Origin of the sequence: Salinimicrobium sediminilitoris (genome assembly GCF_020866905.1) — a bacterium.
GTDB classification, from domain to species: domain Bacteria; phylum Bacteroidota; class Bacteroidia; order Flavobacteriales; family Flavobacteriaceae; genus Salinimicrobium; species Salinimicrobium sediminilitoris.
Map to the genome: position 1 here is coordinate 165,853 of NZ_JAIVCC010000002.1, position 15,431 is coordinate 181,283.

The window sequence follows — 15,431 nt, forward strand, 5'->3', positions numbered from 1 at the left end:
CTAAGTTATTCTATTTTTTAATTATATAACCGGGTCGATCTTTTACTTCTTCATAGATACGCCAAATATATTCAGCTATTATTCCTAAAGAAAATAATATTAGTCCACTAAAAAAGGAAACAATGACTATTGTACTGGTCCAGCCTGGTAAAAGTTCGCCCCAAAATAAAGGATTGCCAAAATAGCGAATGTATGTATAAGATAAAATAATCAGGAAGGCGACCAAAGAGAAAAACAGTCCTAAATTAGTAATCACCTTTACCGGCCAGGTGGAAGAGGAAAAGAAGGTATCCTTAAACAATCGCACTTTTTTTCTCAGAGTCCATCGGCTTTTGGTATTTACACCTTTAACCCTCTCGTAAGGATAAAATTCTGGTGAAAATCCTAACCGGAGAACTTCAATTATACTTGAAGTATTAATTGGATGAATCCTCTGATTAATTAAATCTATTAGTTCCCGGTCAATAAAAAAAGAATCAGCTCCTCCCTTAGGAAAATTGACATCTGACAATAAGTTGATTATTTTGTAATAGGTATTTGATAATAAATCGTTTATAACACCATCATTTCTTTTCTCTCTATATGGTATTATAACTTTAGATCCGTTTTCCCAAAGACGATACATATCTACAATGCTGGCGTATGGTTGCTGCTCATCATCTGGTATAGGCATAGCACAATCACCTTGACTAACCTCTAAACCAGCAAAAATGGCATAATGGGATGAATAATTTTTACTTAATTGGAAAGCCTTGACATTTTTATTTTCCAATTCCAGTTGTTTTGCAATTTGAAAGGAATTATCTGTAGAACCATCGTCAATAATGATTAATTCGAACTTGATATCTTCTTTGGATAGAATATTTGAGACGCTGTGATATACATTTTGCAAGCGCTCATTACTATGATATGATAATAAAATAAGACTTAACATACTGAAGAGGGTTTAAATAACAGATAAGACAAAACAAAATTCCAAATCATGGTAATAGGAATTACAGCATACGCCAGAATATAATCATCAAAAGGTAAAATTTTTTCGAAAATCCAAAGAACGGCCACGCCTAAAATCATTCCTGACAAGTATATACCAATATATTTTATTCCTTTTTTTGTATTTAATGATGATTTAAATACCAGCAGAGAATTTAACAAGTATGAAAGCAAAATAGTCGCAGAGTAAATACCAATGTATGTTATAAGAAGTGGAAATTGAAATAACTCAATAAAAATATAGATTCCAATTAAAGATATTAAAGTAACAATGCCACCTACTCCAGCAAAACCAGCAAAATATTTTATAATTTTACGAATTGGTTCAGAAGTCATTAATAACATTTATAATTTCTGATGTTTCACTGTTTGTTAAAACCGGACTTATAGGTAGACTTAAAACTTCTCTATGAATCTTTTCAGTTATGGGTAAGTCGAGATGGTTAAATTGTTTATATGCCTTTTGTTTGTGGGGTGGTATAGGATAATGAACCAATGATTGAATACCGTTTTGGTGCAAGAATTCTCCTAATTTTTCTCTATTAGATGTACGAATGACAAATAAATGCCAAGTGTGGGATTGATTATTGGATATGTCACCCTCAATAAATGGAAGAGTAATGGACGTATTGTTGATATTTTTTAAATAATCTTCAGCTATTTCCCGTCGCTTTTGATTATCACTTTGAATAAATTTAAGTTTTACATTTAAAAATGCAGCCTGAATTTCATCCATTCTGCTATTTAAACCCTGATATTCATTTATATATTTTTCTTTACTACCATAATTGCCTATAGCACGAATAATTTCACTCAACTCTTTATCACCGGTAGTTACCGCACCAGCATCACCTAAAGCTCCAAGATTTTTACCAGGATAAAAACTAAAACCTGCAGCATCGCCCAACGTACCAGTTTTTTTTATGTTCCCGTTACTATATCTAAATTCTGCACCTATAGCCTGAGCATTATCCTCTACTATTTTTAAACCGTATTTTTCAGAAATATTTTCCAAATCTTCACTCCAACATACCTGTCCATATAAATGAACAACCATAATAGCTTTTGTTCTGGAAGAGATTTTTTCTTCAATTTTTGAAATGTCGAGATTATAAGAATCTAAATTAGGTTCCACAAATATAGGCTTTAACCTATTATCTGTAATTGCTAAAATGGATGCAATATATGTGTTGGCAGGAACAATGACCTCATCACCTTCCGCCATAAATCCCATTTCCAAATAAGCTTTAAAAATTAAACGAAGTGCGTCTAAACCATTTCCTACACCCACAGAGTAATCACTGCCAGTAAATTTAGAAAGGTTAAATTCAAAAGCTTTAAGATTTTCTCCCTGTAGATACCAGCCGGAATCTATAACTTTAGAAGCCACCTCTTTTAATTGAGGTGCATAAGAGGCATTCATTTTTTGAAGATCTAAAAATTTAATCATTTGTATTCCAAGTTAATATATGTGAGACTCTTCCAATCCTATAGCCCAGCTTTTCCCATGTCACTAGCACTGCAATATTAGTAGATTGCGTATTCATAAAAATTGACTTAGCTCCACGTTCTTTTAGTAGATAAGTCATTTCCGATATCAATTTTTTATACCATCCTTTATTAGTAGTAGAGGACACAGCAGATAAAGTCATTTTGGAAATAGAATAATTTAATTCCGGCCAATGATCTTCTAAGAAATTGGCCGTTAAAAAAGAATCTGAAGGTACTTCAGGGTCGTCAGGAACAATAACAAGATCAGCATAACCGTTTATTGAATTCTCTATATATGTGGATAAATAATTATCAGCTATTTCATTGTCAAAAGACCAGTCAGAATGAAATCGATCAAAGTCATTTCTCATTGACATAGCTATCTTCTTTAAATTTCGAATATCACCTTTAGTTGCTTCCCGAATAGAAAAACGTGATAAATTTAAATTTTCCAAATCACTTTTTAAGTAATGTAGTCGAGTTTCTACAGTACGAAACTTAATGGAATTTAAAAATTGAAGAATGAAATTGTCTTCAGAAGGTATCTCTGTGGTTATAATATAACCATGAGGTAGCTTTGATTTGAGATTTTGTTTGAATGCAACAAAAGCCTCTTGTAAAATATTTCTGTCTGCCTTTCCGTAGTTAATAAAATACAAAACAACAGAAGATAAACCGAAGTAATCGGATTCCCATTTATTTATATCAAAGTAGAATTCGACATTCTCAGAATTGTAACTAAAAATGTATTTTTTTCTTTCTGTTAACATGTTAGTCCATGACGCAATAATCTTTTTTTTATCAATATTTCTATCGACAGAAAAGGGACTGTAACGGTAAAGCACATCAATTCTATTTCTATTTATCATCTTACGTCTCGAAATTAGAAGGTTTAACTCTTGCTGTTCCTTTTATTACTTTAACACCCTTTGAATTAACGACATAAGTTTCAAAAATGAGGTGTTTTTTCTCAGGAAGAATTTCAGCTATTTCTACCACAGCAGTAAGAACATCTCCGTGGAAAACAGGAGCGAGAAAACGCAAATCTTGACCTAAATAAATTGTTCCATTACCAGGAAGCTTATTCGCCAAAACACTACTTATCAAACTCGCACAAAGCATTCCGTGAACAATAGGTTTGCGAAATATAGTTTTCTGCGCGAATTCTGAACTTAAATGTACAGGGTTCATATCTCCTGAGATAGAAGCGAAAGTCTTTACATCCGCTTCTGTTATTTGTTTAGTGACGGACTCCTTTTGTCCAACAAAATATTTCATTCAATGTAATTTAAATATTAGTTATAACCCTATATAATCTTCTTCATAAAATTTTTGTGATGCAAAAATCAAAAATACTACCCTCTATGAAAAACCTTTCTCTAATGTCCAAATTCGGAGTGGAATATGAAGAGATCCAAGTATGGGTGATTAAAATCACCATCCTATATTTCAATTCATTGTCTATTCAAATCTCAGAAGCTTCCGGATATTCTTTAGATCTGGGAATCATAACATTTACAGTCACTCTATCATTCTTTTAATTTTAGTTCCTGAAATTCCACATAATTTCTAATATAATCCTCCTCTTCATAGACGTGAGAGGCAAAAACCAGACAAACGGCTCCGGAGGAAAAAGATTTTTCAGCCGCCCATATTCCAGGTGGTATGTGAAGTCCAAAATAAGGTCTATTCAAATTTATCGTTCGTTTATTAATTCCATCATCCAATTCGACCTCAAAACTTCCCCCTGCGGCTATAAGAAACTGATGACATTCTATATGTGCATGGGCTCCCCTGTTTTCTCCTCCAGGAATATCATAAATGTAAAATACTCTTTTAATGGCAAACGGAATATTGATGTGATTATGTATAGCTGTGATATTTCCAGATCTATTGCTGTGCTTGGGCAATTCTACAACAGAGCAATCGTAAACAGAAGTTTTCATACTAATTTTTAAATTTTAAAAAGTCATCATAATCACGGATATAATCCTCTTCAGAAAAAACAGTAGAGCTTAAAACCATAACTAACGAATTTGTGCTAAAATTTTGCATTTGTCTCCAATAACCCTTTGGCACATATAGTCCATAATAAGATCTATTAAGTGTGAAAATGTCACTATGCTTCCCATCATCAACCCTAACTTCCAGACTTCCGGATAAGGCTATAATAAATTCTTGTTGTTCTTTAAATGCATGGCCTCCACGTGTCATTCCCCCCGGAACATCATATATCCAGAAACTTCTTTCAATTTTAAAAGGGATATGGTTATTTTCTTCTAAAAAGGATAAATTTCCTCGAGGATCTTCATATTTTGGTAAGTCAATTATTTCAGCTTTCATTTTGCAAATTTTTTAAATACTCACCATATTTACTTTTGCCATACCTGTCTATTGCTTTTTCAAAATCTACTTTCGTTATAAATTTATGAACTAGCGCCACCTCCTCTATACATCCTATCATAGTACTTTGTCTATTTTGAAGAACACGTATGAACTCTGTTGCATCATCAAGAGATTCCACTGTCCCGGTATCAAACCAGCTCATCCCCCGGGTCATTACTCCCACTTCCAAATTTCCCGCCTCCAGGTACATTTGATTTATTGTAGATATCTCTTTCTCTCCCCTTGCCGATGGTTCTACCTGTTTGGCATATTCCACAACCTTGTTATCGTAAAAATATAAACCCGGTATGGCATATTTAGATTTTGGTATTTTTGGTTTTTCCTCGATACTTTTTACTTTTTGATCTTCATCGAACTCAACAACTCCATACCTTTCCGGATCGCGGACTGGATAAGCAAACACAGATGCGCCGTCCACATCAACCTTACTACGCAACAAACTACCAAATCCATTTCCATAGAAAATATTATCTCCCAATACCAGGGCCACCTTATCATTCCCGATAAACTCTTCCCCTATAGTAAAGGCCTCAGCAAGACCATTCGGTTCCTCCTGAATGGTATATTGAAAATTACAACCCACATGGGAACCATCCCCTAAAAGTTTTTGGAAAGCTGCCTGATCATGAGGAGTGGTTATAAACAGGATCTCCCTGATCCCTGCAAGCATTAATACAGATAGCGGATAATAGATCATTGGCTTATCATATACCGGTAAAAGTTGCTTACTAACAGATATTGTAATGGGGTACAATCTTGAACCTGCACCGCCCGCTAATATAATTCCTTTCATATTATGATAATTTATACTTCCTGGAGCTCCACCAATTTCTTAAAATAAGGGGATGACTCAATAAGTGACTTGAAAGCTCCAATATTTGTAATTTTTCCTTTACTCATAACTACAATCCTATCTGCATTCTTCACTGTCGAAATTCGGTGAGCTACAATCAATATGGTATATTTCCCTTTAAGCTCATCTATATTTTGCTGGATGGCACGCTCTGTTTCCGAATCCAAAGCCGAAGTGGCTTCATCGAGGATGAGGATTTCCACATCTTTATAAAGTTCCCTTGCTATGGAAATTCGCTGTCTTTGACCACCGCTTAAATTTGTACCGTTATTGCCAAGAATTTCATCTTCTCTGTCCGGAAGCTCCTCAATAAAATCGAGAATGGCAGCCTGCTGTACCGCCTTCCAGAACCTCCTCAGGTTGGTTTCCGTTTTTTCGTCCCAGAAACTAACGTTATTAAATACTGTGTCGTTAAATATTACAGGATCCTGGGTAATATATCCGGTACGCTTCTGTAAGCTCCTAACATCCATTTGTCTGCTATTCAAACCATTTATTAAAAACTCTCCTCTGTCTATTGGCAGAAGACCGGCTATGATGTTTACTAACGTGGTTTTTCCGCTACCACTTTCCCCCACAAAAGCCACGGTTTCTTTACTATTAATTTCGAGAGAGATCTTATTTATCACAATGGTTTCATCATAATAAAATGAAACATCTCTTAACTGAAACCTTTCCACGGGTCCTTTTAGCTCCTCTTTACCTTTTGTTTCTTTGTTAGCCCTTAATTCCTTTCCAAAATCAACAATATTTTCCAAAGAACCGGAGACTGAAAGAAATTTGTTCCATCTTACCTGCATCTGCATTAGATAATTCAAGGCTCTGTAAAAGAAAACAAGACTAATTAAAATTGGACCCAATTGTGATCCCAGATAGGTCGTCTGAATAAAGATGACAGCTACTACAACACTTATTAAAATTGGCTCTCTTCCTGCTGTTAACAAAGCCTCAAGTTTACCAATCTTTTTATTGCTTTTTTCAATGCCCTTTACGGATTCCTCTAATTTCTCAGCATACCTTTTTAAAGAGCCTGTAGCTTTTAAATATTTGTAGTTGGCAACATTTTGAATAATTAATCCCTGAAAGACATTGGTTTCTCCTGTAAGGGTTCGGGATATTCCTTTGGTATTCTTATATAAACTCTTATATAAAAAATTAGTGAGAACCCCACCAATAGTCACTAAAACAGCAAATTGGGCATCAACGCTAAACGCAAATGCCATATAAATCATAACCAGAATACCATATTCCAGAGCTTTGAAATAATTAGTAAAGGCTATGGAAATTCGGCCTATCTCCCCTGTCAGTGTATTTTGTATACGTCCTACATCTGAAGTAACAAAATATTTATAAGAAAGGTTATTGAGTCCCCTTATATTACTCACTCTTAACCTTTTCATGAACCATTGTTGCACACTAACCTTATAAATGCCGGCCAGATACTGTGTAATTCCTTTTGCAAAAAAGAAAAAGGCCATAAAAACCAAAACACTAAAAAGGTTTAAGGGTATTCCCGAATTTTGAAGAAAATCGACGAGAAAACTTAACTTCCCCATACTGTCGGAATCTACATTGGAAGAGCCATCTACCATTTGTAACAAAGGTAAAAACATGGTCAAACCAAAGCCATCCAAAATCCCAATTAAAAGGTTAAATCCTACAATTATAAAAATCCTGTAACCGAGAAAAGAATAGAAAAAAGCAAAGCTTTCGAAATATTTTTTAACGAATTTTTTTATCAATTATCTTTTATTTAAATAAAACTTTTAATCAAAAAAATAAATATAAACTTCATTATACTGCCTTATAAATTGAGATTAGATCAAAATTATTAATTGCTGCAAAGATAGAGTTTCTGAGTCACTACAATAGGTAGCTTTATCTTAAAGAAATGAAAAAAATTAGTCCAAAATTTGAATCCTTACTGGGTTGATAAGTTCCTTCTAATTATAATAGGATTTAAACCAGTTCACAAATGCTTTCACCCCTTCTGAAATAGAAGTTTCCGGGTTATAACCGAAATCTTCCTGAAGAGAGGTAACATCTGCCCAGGTACGTTCTACATCCCCAGGTTGCATAGGTAACATTTCCTTTTCTGCAATTTTCCCCAGCTGTTTCTCAATTTCATTAATAAAATCAAGCAGTTTGACAGGTTTACTGTTGCCGATATTGTAAAGGGAATAATTTTCGTTCTTATTTATTATTTCTTTTTCAATAATCCTGACCATACCTTCAACAATATCGTCAACAAAAGTAAAATCTCTTTCCAGGTCTCCGTTGTTGAAGACTTTGATTGGTTTTCCTTTACTTATTGCATCCGTAAAAAGAAACATTGCCATGTCGGGTCTTCCCCATGGGCCATAGACCGTAAAGAAACGAAGACCTATGGTCTCCAAATTATACAAATGGCTATAGGTATAAGCCATCAATTCATTGCTCTTTTTTGTAGCTGCATAAAGGCTTACCGGTTTATCCACTCTGTCCTCTGTTGAAAAAGGAATTTTCTCATTTTGTCCATATACACTGGAGCTACTGGCGTAAATAAGCCGCTTAACCCTATTGTGACGGCAGCACTCCAGTAAATTTCCAAATGCTGTAAGGTTGCTGTCAATATAAGCTTCCGGATTTTCTATGCTATAACGAACCCCGGCCTGGGCTGCAAGATTACAGACAATATCAAATTTTTCCTCCTGACATAGTAGTGGAAGCTTCTCCCTATCTTCAAGATTTAATTTTACAAAGACAAATTTATCATTGGTAGAACTAGTTATCCGTCGATTATACCACTTTGCTGATTCTTCAGGAATTCCGAGTTCCTTCAATCTGTCCAACTTAAGGTTTACATCATAGTATGAATTTAGATTATCCAAACCTACAACTTTGTAATGAAGATTCACTAGTTGTTTAACCAGATGAAACCCAATAAATCCGGCAGCACCGGTGACGAGAATCTTAATTTCATTTGGTTGTCTCATATGTGAATCATTTTAATACTTACTTAAATTAAATTATAAAATACCTTTAAAAGATCGCTTATTAAGGATAGTGGTGCTGCAGAAAGATAGTTTCTATTTTATGAGGACCTGTGTGGATAATTATCTTTTCCCTGGAAAGAATTTTTGAAGGCCTATTCCCCTAAAATTAAAGACTTAAAATTATCTCCTAATCAAGCGGTTTTTCTAAACTTATATTTATACCAAAGACGTACCGGTAAAGTAGAAACATCAACAATAACCTTTTGAAATAGCTGCAAATCATTTACCCACGAATGACTCACATTAATATCACTTTCAATATCACCCATTCGGGTAAATTTATTTCCCATTATTATATGATCATCTTTCTTTTTTTTCTCCACTTCTATTTCATTTTCTTTATAAAATTTTAAAAGCTTCGAAGGTAATTCAACATCTAGAAGGTCGTATGTCAAGTCCAAATTATTACCTTTTATTTTAAAATTTTCCATCCATGAATTTCGATATGACCACGTAATACAATCGTAAATCATCATGGAATTATACTTATTGGCAATGTGAGGTTTTGGATGGTTTCCTTTTTTAATTCTCCTCTTTCTGCTTTTCATTCGTGACAAAATGACTCCTTTTGGATTTCTTTTGATATGAATGGTGGAATGGTTATTACCAAAAATATCTCTAAATTTTTGGTGATAACTAATATCTTTTGAAGAATCAACAATAACCTCAGCTCCTGTAATTTCCTGAATTTTCATTATAATCTTTTTTAGATCCACACCTTTTTGCACATCTAGCATGATTTGTCCCCACACTGGGCAGTCCAAATATTTTGCTCCACAACTGCAAGTACCATTTCTTCCTTGAACCATTCTTATAAGACCATTATCCAATTCACCGATATAAAAGACTTTTTTGCCATAATATTGAGCGTAAGTCCCGGCGAAAGTGGATCCACTACGTTCATCTGCCATAATAGAAATAAACTTCATATTTATATAGTTATAAATTACACAATCATACCTGCTGCTACTGTTTCATTAGTGTTTTCATCTATTAGAATTATACTTCCGGTAATCCGATTATCCCTATAAGAATCCAGCATAAGACTTCTGGTAGTTCTAATTTTCACCCTGGCGATATCATTCATTTCTAATGTTGAATTTTCACTATCCCGTTCAAAACTATTGATATCCATTTTATAAACCACCTCTTTAATCATCGCCCTTTCCTCATTGGTAGTATGCATGATGGTATATTTTGTTCGGGGTTTTATGGCCTCATTGTTTAACCAGCAAAGCATTACGTCAAACTCCTGTTCCTGTTCAGGTTGATTGTTCTTTTTTACAATCATGTCTCCTCTGCTTACATCAATATCATCTTCTAATGTCATCGCAATAGACATTGGAGCATAAGCTTCATCTACCTCCTGTTTCCCGGCGTTTATTGATTTGATTTTTGAGGTAAAACCAGAAGGCAACACGGCAACTTCATCCCCTACCCTGTAAATTCCGCTGGCAATTCTTCCTGCGTATCCTCTATAGTCCCTGAATTTCTCATTTTGCGGACGCAGTACGGTTTGGACCGGGAACCGTGCATCAATTTTATTGATATCACTGCTAATATGAAGATTCTCCAATGTACTTAATAATGTGCCGTTTTGGTACCATTCCATGTTTTTCGACCTATTAACCACATTATCTCCATTTAAAGCGCTAATTGGAATAAATCGAACATCTTTCATCAAAAGTTTAGAAGAGAATTCTTCGAACTGTCCCACAATCTTGTTATAAACATCTTCAGAAAAATCTATCAGGTCCATTTTGTTAATACAAACAATCAAATGCGGAATATTTAATAAGGACGCAATAAAAGAATGACGCTTTGTTTGCTCAATTACTCCATGACGTGCATCTATCAGGATAACCGCGGCATTAGCAGTGGAAGCACCCGTAACCATATTCCTGGTATACTGAATGTGCCCAGGTGTATCGGCTATTATGAATTTACGTTTAGGGGTGGTGAAGTAACGATAGGCCACATCAATAGTAATCCCCTGTTCTCTTTCATCTTTTAAACCATCTGTAAACAAAGCAAGATCTATCCCATCGTAACCTTTTTTCGCGCTGGTATTACCAACAGACTCAAGCTGGTCCTCGAATATTGATTTAGAGTCGTATAGTAGCCGTCCTATTAAGGTGCTTTTCCCATCATCAACGCTTCCTGCTGTTGTAAATCTAAGTAATTGGTTATTATTGATTTCCATAATAGTTTATTATCTAAAAATATCCTTGCTTTTTTCGGTCTTCCATAGCCGTTTCACTCCGTTTGTCATCCGATCGGTCTCCGCGTTCAGTTTTCCGCATTGCCGAAACTTCCATAGCTATTTTTTCAAGCGTGTCGGCATCAGATTCAATTCCTCCCGTAATGGTTATATCACCAAGGGTCCTGAAACGAATTTTTTTCGTTTCTAATTTTTCGCCTTTTTCCATTGTTAAAAATTTTGAAACCGGAATCCAGGAATTACTTCTCCAAATAACCTCTCGTTCATGAGCAAAATATAAGGACGGAATACTAATATTTTCTTTTTTTATGTAATTCCAGACATCCATTTCTGTCCAATTACTTATCGGAAAAGCCCTGAAATGTTCACCTTCAAAATGCTTCCCATTTAGCAGGTTCCAAAGTTCCGGACGCTGGTTTTTTGGATCCCACTGGCCAAAATCATCCCGATGAGAAAAAAAACGTTCCTTAGCCCGTGCTTTTTCTTCATCTCTCCTACCACCGCCTATTGCGCAATCAACTTTATTAGCTTCAATAGCATCTAACAGGGTTGTGATTTGTAAAGCATTTCTTGTCGCATTTTTCCCTTTCTCCTCAGCTACCCTTCCTTTATCAATTGATTCCTGTACAGATCCTACAATTAGTTTAACTCCCAATTCATTAATAAGATCATCTCTAAATTTAATTGTTTCTGGAAAGTTGTGCCCGGTATCCACATGCATCAGGGCAAAAGGAATCTTTGCAGGATAAAAGGCTTTTTTAGCTAAATGAGTAACCAGGATCGAATCCTTTCCTCCCGAAAACAAAATTACCGGATTCTCAAATTGGGCCCAAACTTCCCGAAGAATATAAATTGCCTCTGATTCCAGTTCATCCAAATAATTCAAATAATATTTACTCATTATTTTTTAGTTTTACCTTTAAATATTCTGTAATCTTTTCAATGGATTCATTTATGGACATTTGCTGCGTCCTGATCTCTAAAGCAGGTTCTTCAGGAGCTTCATAGGGAGAGCTAATTCCTGTAAAATTTTCAATTTCTCCGGCTCTGGCCTTCTTGTAGAGCCCCTTGACATCTCTTTCTTCACAAATAGAGAGTGGAGTGTTTACATAAATTTCTAAAAAATTACTTTCCCCGATTATTTTTCTCGCTTCCTCCCTATCCTGCTTCAAGGGTGAAATAAAAGCCGTAACGGTGACGATTCCAGCATCCATGAATAATTTCGCCACTTCAGCTATTCTTCTGTTATTTTCTTTTCGATCCTCCAGAGAAAATGTAAGTCCTTTATTCAGACCACTACGTATATTATCCCCGTCAAGGGAATAGGTTTTTATTCCTTTGTGGAATAGTGCCTTTTCAAGATTATTTGCTATGGTGGATTTTCCCGAACCTGAAAGTCCTGTAAACCAAATCACAAATGAATTATGACCATTTTGTCGGTTGTGATCATTCCTGGTGATATGGTAATTATGTTTGGTAATATTGGTAGACATGGGGAATTGTTAACTGGTTAATTCGTGAATGGTTAATTGGTTAATTTGTTGATTTGTTAATTTTGTTTGCGAAGTTTTCAAATTCGGGGTTGGGCTTTGGGATTTAATTTTTTCATTTAATAGTTCCACTCTCTACTTTTCTTAAGTTTTCTCTTTTTTCATTTTTCATACATCACTGTTTTTGCTTCTTTGCTTCTTCGGTTGGGGAGACCGAAATCTATACGATACCATATTCTTTCGTGCAGGTAATACAAAACCATTTTGGTAACCACTTCAGCAACACCAATTTTTACTCCTGTCATTGGGTTTCCCGAAATAATCCAGGCAAGTAGCATCGTATCCATAGTTCCAATCGCGCGCCAGGAAAAGGTTTTAGCGATGTGACGTTTCTTACTATCATCACCATTTTTCTTAATCCCGAGTTTCACCTTAAACCAAACACGCTCGTGAAGGTAGTACAAGATCATTTTTGTAATTACTTCAGCAGCACCTACCTGTAATCCTATCACAGGCTCCCCGGAAATTAACCATGCCAGTACTATGGTGTCTAACGTACCAACAATTCTCCAGGTCACGGCTTTGGCCAGGTGACGCTTATAGGATTTATCCTTCATAGGAGACGAAGAAGTGGTCGTTTAACAAATTTTTCCGATTATATGTTATTGACTCTCCAGAATTTTTCAGAAGGCATTTTAAACCTACAGCCTCACAAATAGCCTGCCCCGCAGCTGTATCCCATTCCATGGTAGGTGCAAAACGCGGATATATCTGGGCAGCACCTTCAGCTACAAGACAAAACTTAAGGGAACTGCCTTTAGAAACCACTTCAACCTCTTTTCCCTTTTTCTTCAGGTCTTCAATAAAATCAAGAGTATCTTGATTCATATGGGAGCGACTCCCCACCACTTTTATAAAAGTACCTGCCGCCTTAGGTCGAATTTCTTCAGTTCCATCCTTGAATTTTTCGTATTGCTCTGTAGTCGTATTGACAGACACCCGATACGCCTTCCCGTCGTTAACATCAGCAAAGTATAGCATTTGCAATGCCGGGGCATATATGACACCTAACTTTGGCTTACCCTCTTCAATTAAAGCTATATTAACCGTAAATTCCCCATTCCGTTTTATAAATTCTTTTGTACCATCAAGAGGATCAACTATCCAGCATTTAGTCCAGTTTTTCCTTTTTTCATAAGATATTTGCTTATTCTCTTCACTAATAATTGGAATACCAGTAGGAACTAAATACTTATTAATGATGTCATTCGCTCGTTCATCAGCTATTGTGAGAGGAGATTCATCTTTTTTCTGCACTATTTGAAAATCCTCTTCCTTATAAATATCCATAATAGCTCGTCCTGCCTTAAGAGCTGCCATGATCGCGGTTTGAAGGTTTGGATTATTCATCATTGTTCAATTATTTTTTAATCAAATTAAAGGGTTAAAAGAGAAAATTGAACTCTGTTAATTTCCTATAGCATAAAACTCGAAGCCTATTTCCTTTTTCGTCTTTGGCTCCAGCAACCTCCTACCATCGAACAGGAAGGCAGGCTTCAGCATCTGATCATATAGCTTTTGCCAATCCAGTTCTTTGAATTCATTCCATTCTGTAAGTACCGCAATGGCATGTGCATCTTCACAAGCTTCATAGGGCGAATCTACAACCGTTACTGCCTGACGGTTGGCATCTCCGCTACGGCTTCCCAGATAGTCAAGATCTGAATATATCTGCTCTTCTGTCACTTTTGGGTCATAAACCACGATCTCCGCCTGTTCATTGAGGAGATAATCGGCTACATAAATCGCTGCCGATTCACGGGTGTCATTGGTATCCTTTTTAAAGGCCCAGCCAAGTAAGGCAATTTTTTTACCGGCAACAGTATTGTACATGGTTTGGACCATATTGGCGGCAAAGCGCCTTTTTTGATGGTCATTCATGATGATGACCTGCTCCCAGTAATCAGCAACCTCCTGAAGGTTGTAGGTTCTGGCGATATAAACCAGGTTCAGGATATCCTTTTGAAAACAGGATCCTCCAAAACCTACAGAAGCCTTCAGGAACTTTGATCCTACCCTGCTATCCATTCCAACAGCCCTGGAAACTTCATTCACATCGGCTCCTGTCTTCTCACATAATTCTGAAATTGCATTAATGGAAGATACTCTTTGCGCCAAAAAAGCATTTGCAGTAAGTTTGGATAATTCTGAAGACCAGACATTGGTGGTCAGGATCCTCTCTTTGGGCACCCACGAAGCATAAATATTCACCAGGGCATCCATTGCTTCCCGACCTTCTTCGGTTTCCACATCCCCACCGATCAATACCCTGTCCGGATTTCTCAGATCCTCAACTGCAGTACCCTCCGCAAGAAATTCGGGATTGGAAAGGATCTGGTACTTTACTCCGTTTCCTGCATTATCCAGAATATTTTTCAGGGCAGCTGCTGTTCTTACCGGTAACGTGGATTTCTCAATTACTATTTTGTCATTCTTAGCTACTGCCGCAATTTGACGGGCACAAAGCTCAATATATTTAAGATCGGCAGCCATGCCTTTACCAATTCCATAAGTCTTTGTTGGTGTGTTTACGGAAATGAAGATCATATCGGCCTCATCTATCGCCCTGTCTACATCTGTAGAAAAGAATAAATTTTTTCCTCTTGTCTCTTCAACAATTTCAGAAAGTCCAGGTTCATAGATAGGGATGTTTTGGACATCGGGGTCATTCCATTGCTTTATCCTCTTTTCGTTAATATCTACGACAGTAACTTTAACTTTTGAACATTTCTGCGCGATTACTGCCATTGTAGGCCCTCCTACGTAACCGGCGCCAATGCAACATATGTTTTTTATTTTCATGATATTGATTTCACTGATCTTAAAGGGTTTTGCGGATTTTTTGGATTTTTTAGAATCCAGATCCTTTAAAATATCAGATT

17 protein-coding genes are annotated in these 15,431 nt (G+C 36.0%); all 17 read right to left on the reverse strand.

Annotation, left to right across the window (positions count from 1 at the left end; translation table 11 throughout):
* Positions 1–10: 10 nt before the first annotated feature.
* Positions 11–934 (reverse strand): glycosyltransferase, encoded by a 924-nt coding sequence (locus LA313_RS02530; protein ID WP_228913041.1) that lies wholly within the window; start codon positions 932–934, stop codon positions 11–13.
* Positions 928–1,329 (reverse strand): GtrA family protein, encoded by a 402-nt coding sequence (locus tag LA313_RS02535; protein WP_228913042.1) that lies wholly within the window; start codon positions 1,327–1,329, stop codon positions 928–930. The genes LA313_RS02530 and LA313_RS02535 overlap by 7 nt, the downstream gene beginning before the upstream one ends.
* Entirely contained in the window at positions 1,319–2,443 is a 1,125-nt protein-coding gene (locus LA313_RS02540; protein WP_228913043.1) for a DegT/DnrJ/EryC1/StrS family aminotransferase, read from the reverse strand. The genes LA313_RS02535 and LA313_RS02540 overlap by 11 nt, the downstream gene beginning before the upstream one ends.
* The gene (locus tag LA313_RS02545) at positions 2,436–3,353 is read right to left on the reverse strand and encodes a hypothetical protein (RefSeq protein ID WP_228913044.1); all 918 of its coding nucleotides are present in this window, start codon (positions 3,351–3,353) and stop codon (positions 2,436–2,438) included. Before LA313_RS02545 ends, LA313_RS02540 begins: the two co-directional genes overlap by 8 nt.
* A gap of 1 nt (position 3,354) precedes the next feature.
* The gene (locus LA313_RS02550) at positions 3,355–3,762 is read right to left on the reverse strand and encodes a MaoC family dehydratase (protein ID WP_228913045.1); all 408 of its coding nucleotides are present in this window, start codon (positions 3,760–3,762) and stop codon (positions 3,355–3,357) included.
* Between the two features lie 251 nt (positions 3,763–4,013).
* Positions 4,014–4,430 (reverse strand): sugar 3,4-ketoisomerase, encoded by a 417-nt coding sequence (locus LA313_RS02555; RefSeq protein ID WP_255702460.1) that lies wholly within the window; start codon positions 4,428–4,430, stop codon positions 4,014–4,016.
* A gap of 1 nt (position 4,431) precedes the next feature.
* Positions 4,432–4,827: a sugar 3,4-ketoisomerase gene (locus tag LA313_RS02560; protein WP_228913046.1), complete on the reverse strand. Its 396-nt coding sequence runs from the start codon at positions 4,825–4,827 to the stop codon at positions 4,432–4,434.
* Complete coding sequence (rfbA, locus tag LA313_RS02565; RefSeq protein WP_228913047.1) at positions 4,817–5,683, reverse strand: glucose-1-phosphate thymidylyltransferase RfbA; 867 nt, start codon at positions 5,681–5,683, stop codon at positions 4,817–4,819. Before rfbA ends, LA313_RS02560 begins: the two co-directional genes overlap by 11 nt.
* Positions 5,684–5,694: 11 nt before the next feature.
* Positions 5,695–7,485, reverse strand: a complete 1,791-nt coding sequence (locus LA313_RS02570; RefSeq protein ID WP_228913048.1) for an ABC transporter ATP-binding protein — start codon at positions 7,483–7,485, stop codon at positions 5,695–5,697.
* Positions 7,486–7,686: 201 nt separating this feature from the next.
* Complete coding sequence (locus LA313_RS02575) at positions 7,687–8,718, reverse strand: NAD-dependent epimerase (protein WP_228913049.1); 1,032 nt, start codon at positions 8,716–8,718, stop codon at positions 7,687–7,689.
* 191 nt (positions 8,719–8,909) lie between these two features.
* Complete coding sequence (locus LA313_RS02580; RefSeq protein WP_228913050.1) at positions 8,910–9,707, reverse strand: hypothetical protein; 798 nt, start codon at positions 9,705–9,707, stop codon at positions 8,910–8,912.
* Positions 9,708–9,724: 17 nt separating this feature from the next.
* Positions 9,725–10,981 carry a sulfate adenylyltransferase subunit 1 gene (locus tag LA313_RS02585; protein WP_228913051.1) on the reverse strand — a complete coding sequence of 419 codons (1,257 nt, stop codon included), beginning with the start codon at positions 10,979–10,981 and terminating at the stop codon, positions 9,725–9,727.
* Positions 10,982–10,994: 13 nt separating this feature from the next.
* Positions 10,995–11,900 (reverse strand): sulfate adenylyltransferase subunit CysD, encoded by a 906-nt coding sequence (cysD, locus tag LA313_RS02590; RefSeq protein ID WP_228913052.1) that lies wholly within the window; start codon positions 11,898–11,900, stop codon positions 10,995–10,997.
* Entirely contained in the window at positions 11,893–12,492 is a 600-nt protein-coding gene (gene cysC, locus LA313_RS02595; RefSeq protein WP_228913053.1) for an adenylyl-sulfate kinase, read from the reverse strand. The genes cysD and cysC overlap by 8 nt, the downstream gene beginning before the upstream one ends.
* 158 nt (positions 12,493–12,650) lie before the next feature.
* Entirely contained in the window at positions 12,651–13,106 is a 456-nt protein-coding gene (locus LA313_RS02600) for a DUF2061 domain-containing protein (protein ID WP_228913054.1), read from the reverse strand.
* Positions 13,096–13,902 (reverse strand): 3'(2'),5'-bisphosphate nucleotidase CysQ, encoded by an 807-nt coding sequence (cysQ, locus tag LA313_RS02605; protein ID WP_333473543.1) that lies wholly within the window; start codon positions 13,900–13,902, stop codon positions 13,096–13,098. Before cysQ ends, LA313_RS02600 begins: the two co-directional genes overlap by 11 nt.
* Positions 13,903–13,956: 54 nt before the next feature.
* Positions 13,957–15,351: a nucleotide sugar dehydrogenase gene (locus tag LA313_RS02610; RefSeq protein ID WP_228913055.1), complete on the reverse strand. Its 1,395-nt coding sequence runs from the start codon at positions 15,349–15,351 to the stop codon at positions 13,957–13,959.
* Positions 15,352–15,431 lie beyond the last annotated feature (80 nt).

Coding starts and splice junctions, on each gene's coding strand:
- LA313_RS02530 (WP_228913041.1), bottom strand. CDS start 934: ATGTTAAGTCTTATTTTATTATCATATCATAGTAATGAGCGCTTGCAA.
- LA313_RS02535 (WP_228913042.1), bottom strand. CDS start 1,329: ATGACTTCTGAACCAATTCGTAAAATTATAAAATATTTTGCTGGTTTT.
- LA313_RS02540 (WP_228913043.1), bottom strand. CDS start 2,443: ATGATTAAATTTTTAGATCTTCAAAAAATGAATGCCTCTTATGCACCT.
- LA313_RS02545 (WP_228913044.1), bottom strand. CDS start 3,353: ATGATAAATAGAAATAGAATTGATGTGCTTTACCGTTACAGTCCCTTT.
- LA313_RS02550 (WP_228913045.1), bottom strand. CDS start 3,762: ATGAAATATTTTGTTGGACAAAAGGAGTCCGTCACTAAACAAATAACA.
- LA313_RS02555 (WP_255702460.1), bottom strand. CDS start 4,430: ATGAAAACTTCTGTTTACGATTGCTCTGTTGTAGAATTGCCCAAGCAC.
- LA313_RS02560 (WP_228913046.1), bottom strand. CDS start 4,827: ATGAAAGCTGAAATAATTGACTTACCAAAATATGAAGATCCTCGAGGA.
- rfbA (WP_228913047.1), bottom strand. CDS start 5,683: ATGAAAGGAATTATATTAGCGGGCGGTGCAGGTTCAAGATTGTACCCC.
- LA313_RS02575 (WP_228913049.1), bottom strand. CDS start 8,718: ATGAGACAACCAAATGAAATTAAGATTCTCGTCACCGGTGCTGCCGGA.
- LA313_RS02580 (WP_228913050.1), bottom strand. CDS start 9,707: ATGAAGTTTATTTCTATTATGGCAGATGAACGTAGTGGATCCACTTTC.
- LA313_RS02585 (WP_228913051.1), bottom strand. CDS start 10,981: ATGGAAATCAATAATAACCAATTACTTAGATTTACAACAGCAGGAAGC.
- cysD (WP_228913052.1), bottom strand. CDS start 11,900: ATGAGTAAATATTATTTGAATTATTTGGATGAACTGGAATCAGAGGCA.
- cysC (WP_228913053.1), bottom strand. CDS start 12,492: ATGTCTACCAATATTACCAAACATAATTACCATATCACCAGGAATGAT.
- LA313_RS02600 (WP_228913054.1), bottom strand. CDS start 13,106: ATGAAGGATAAATCCTATAAGCGTCACCTGGCCAAAGCCGTGACCTGG.
- cysQ (WP_333473543.1), bottom strand. CDS start 13,902: ATGATGAATAATCCAAACCTTCAAACCGCGATCATGGCAGCTCTTAAG.
- LA313_RS02610 (WP_228913055.1), bottom strand. CDS start 15,351: ATGAAAATAAAAAACATATGTTGCATTGGCGCCGGTTACGTAGGAGGG.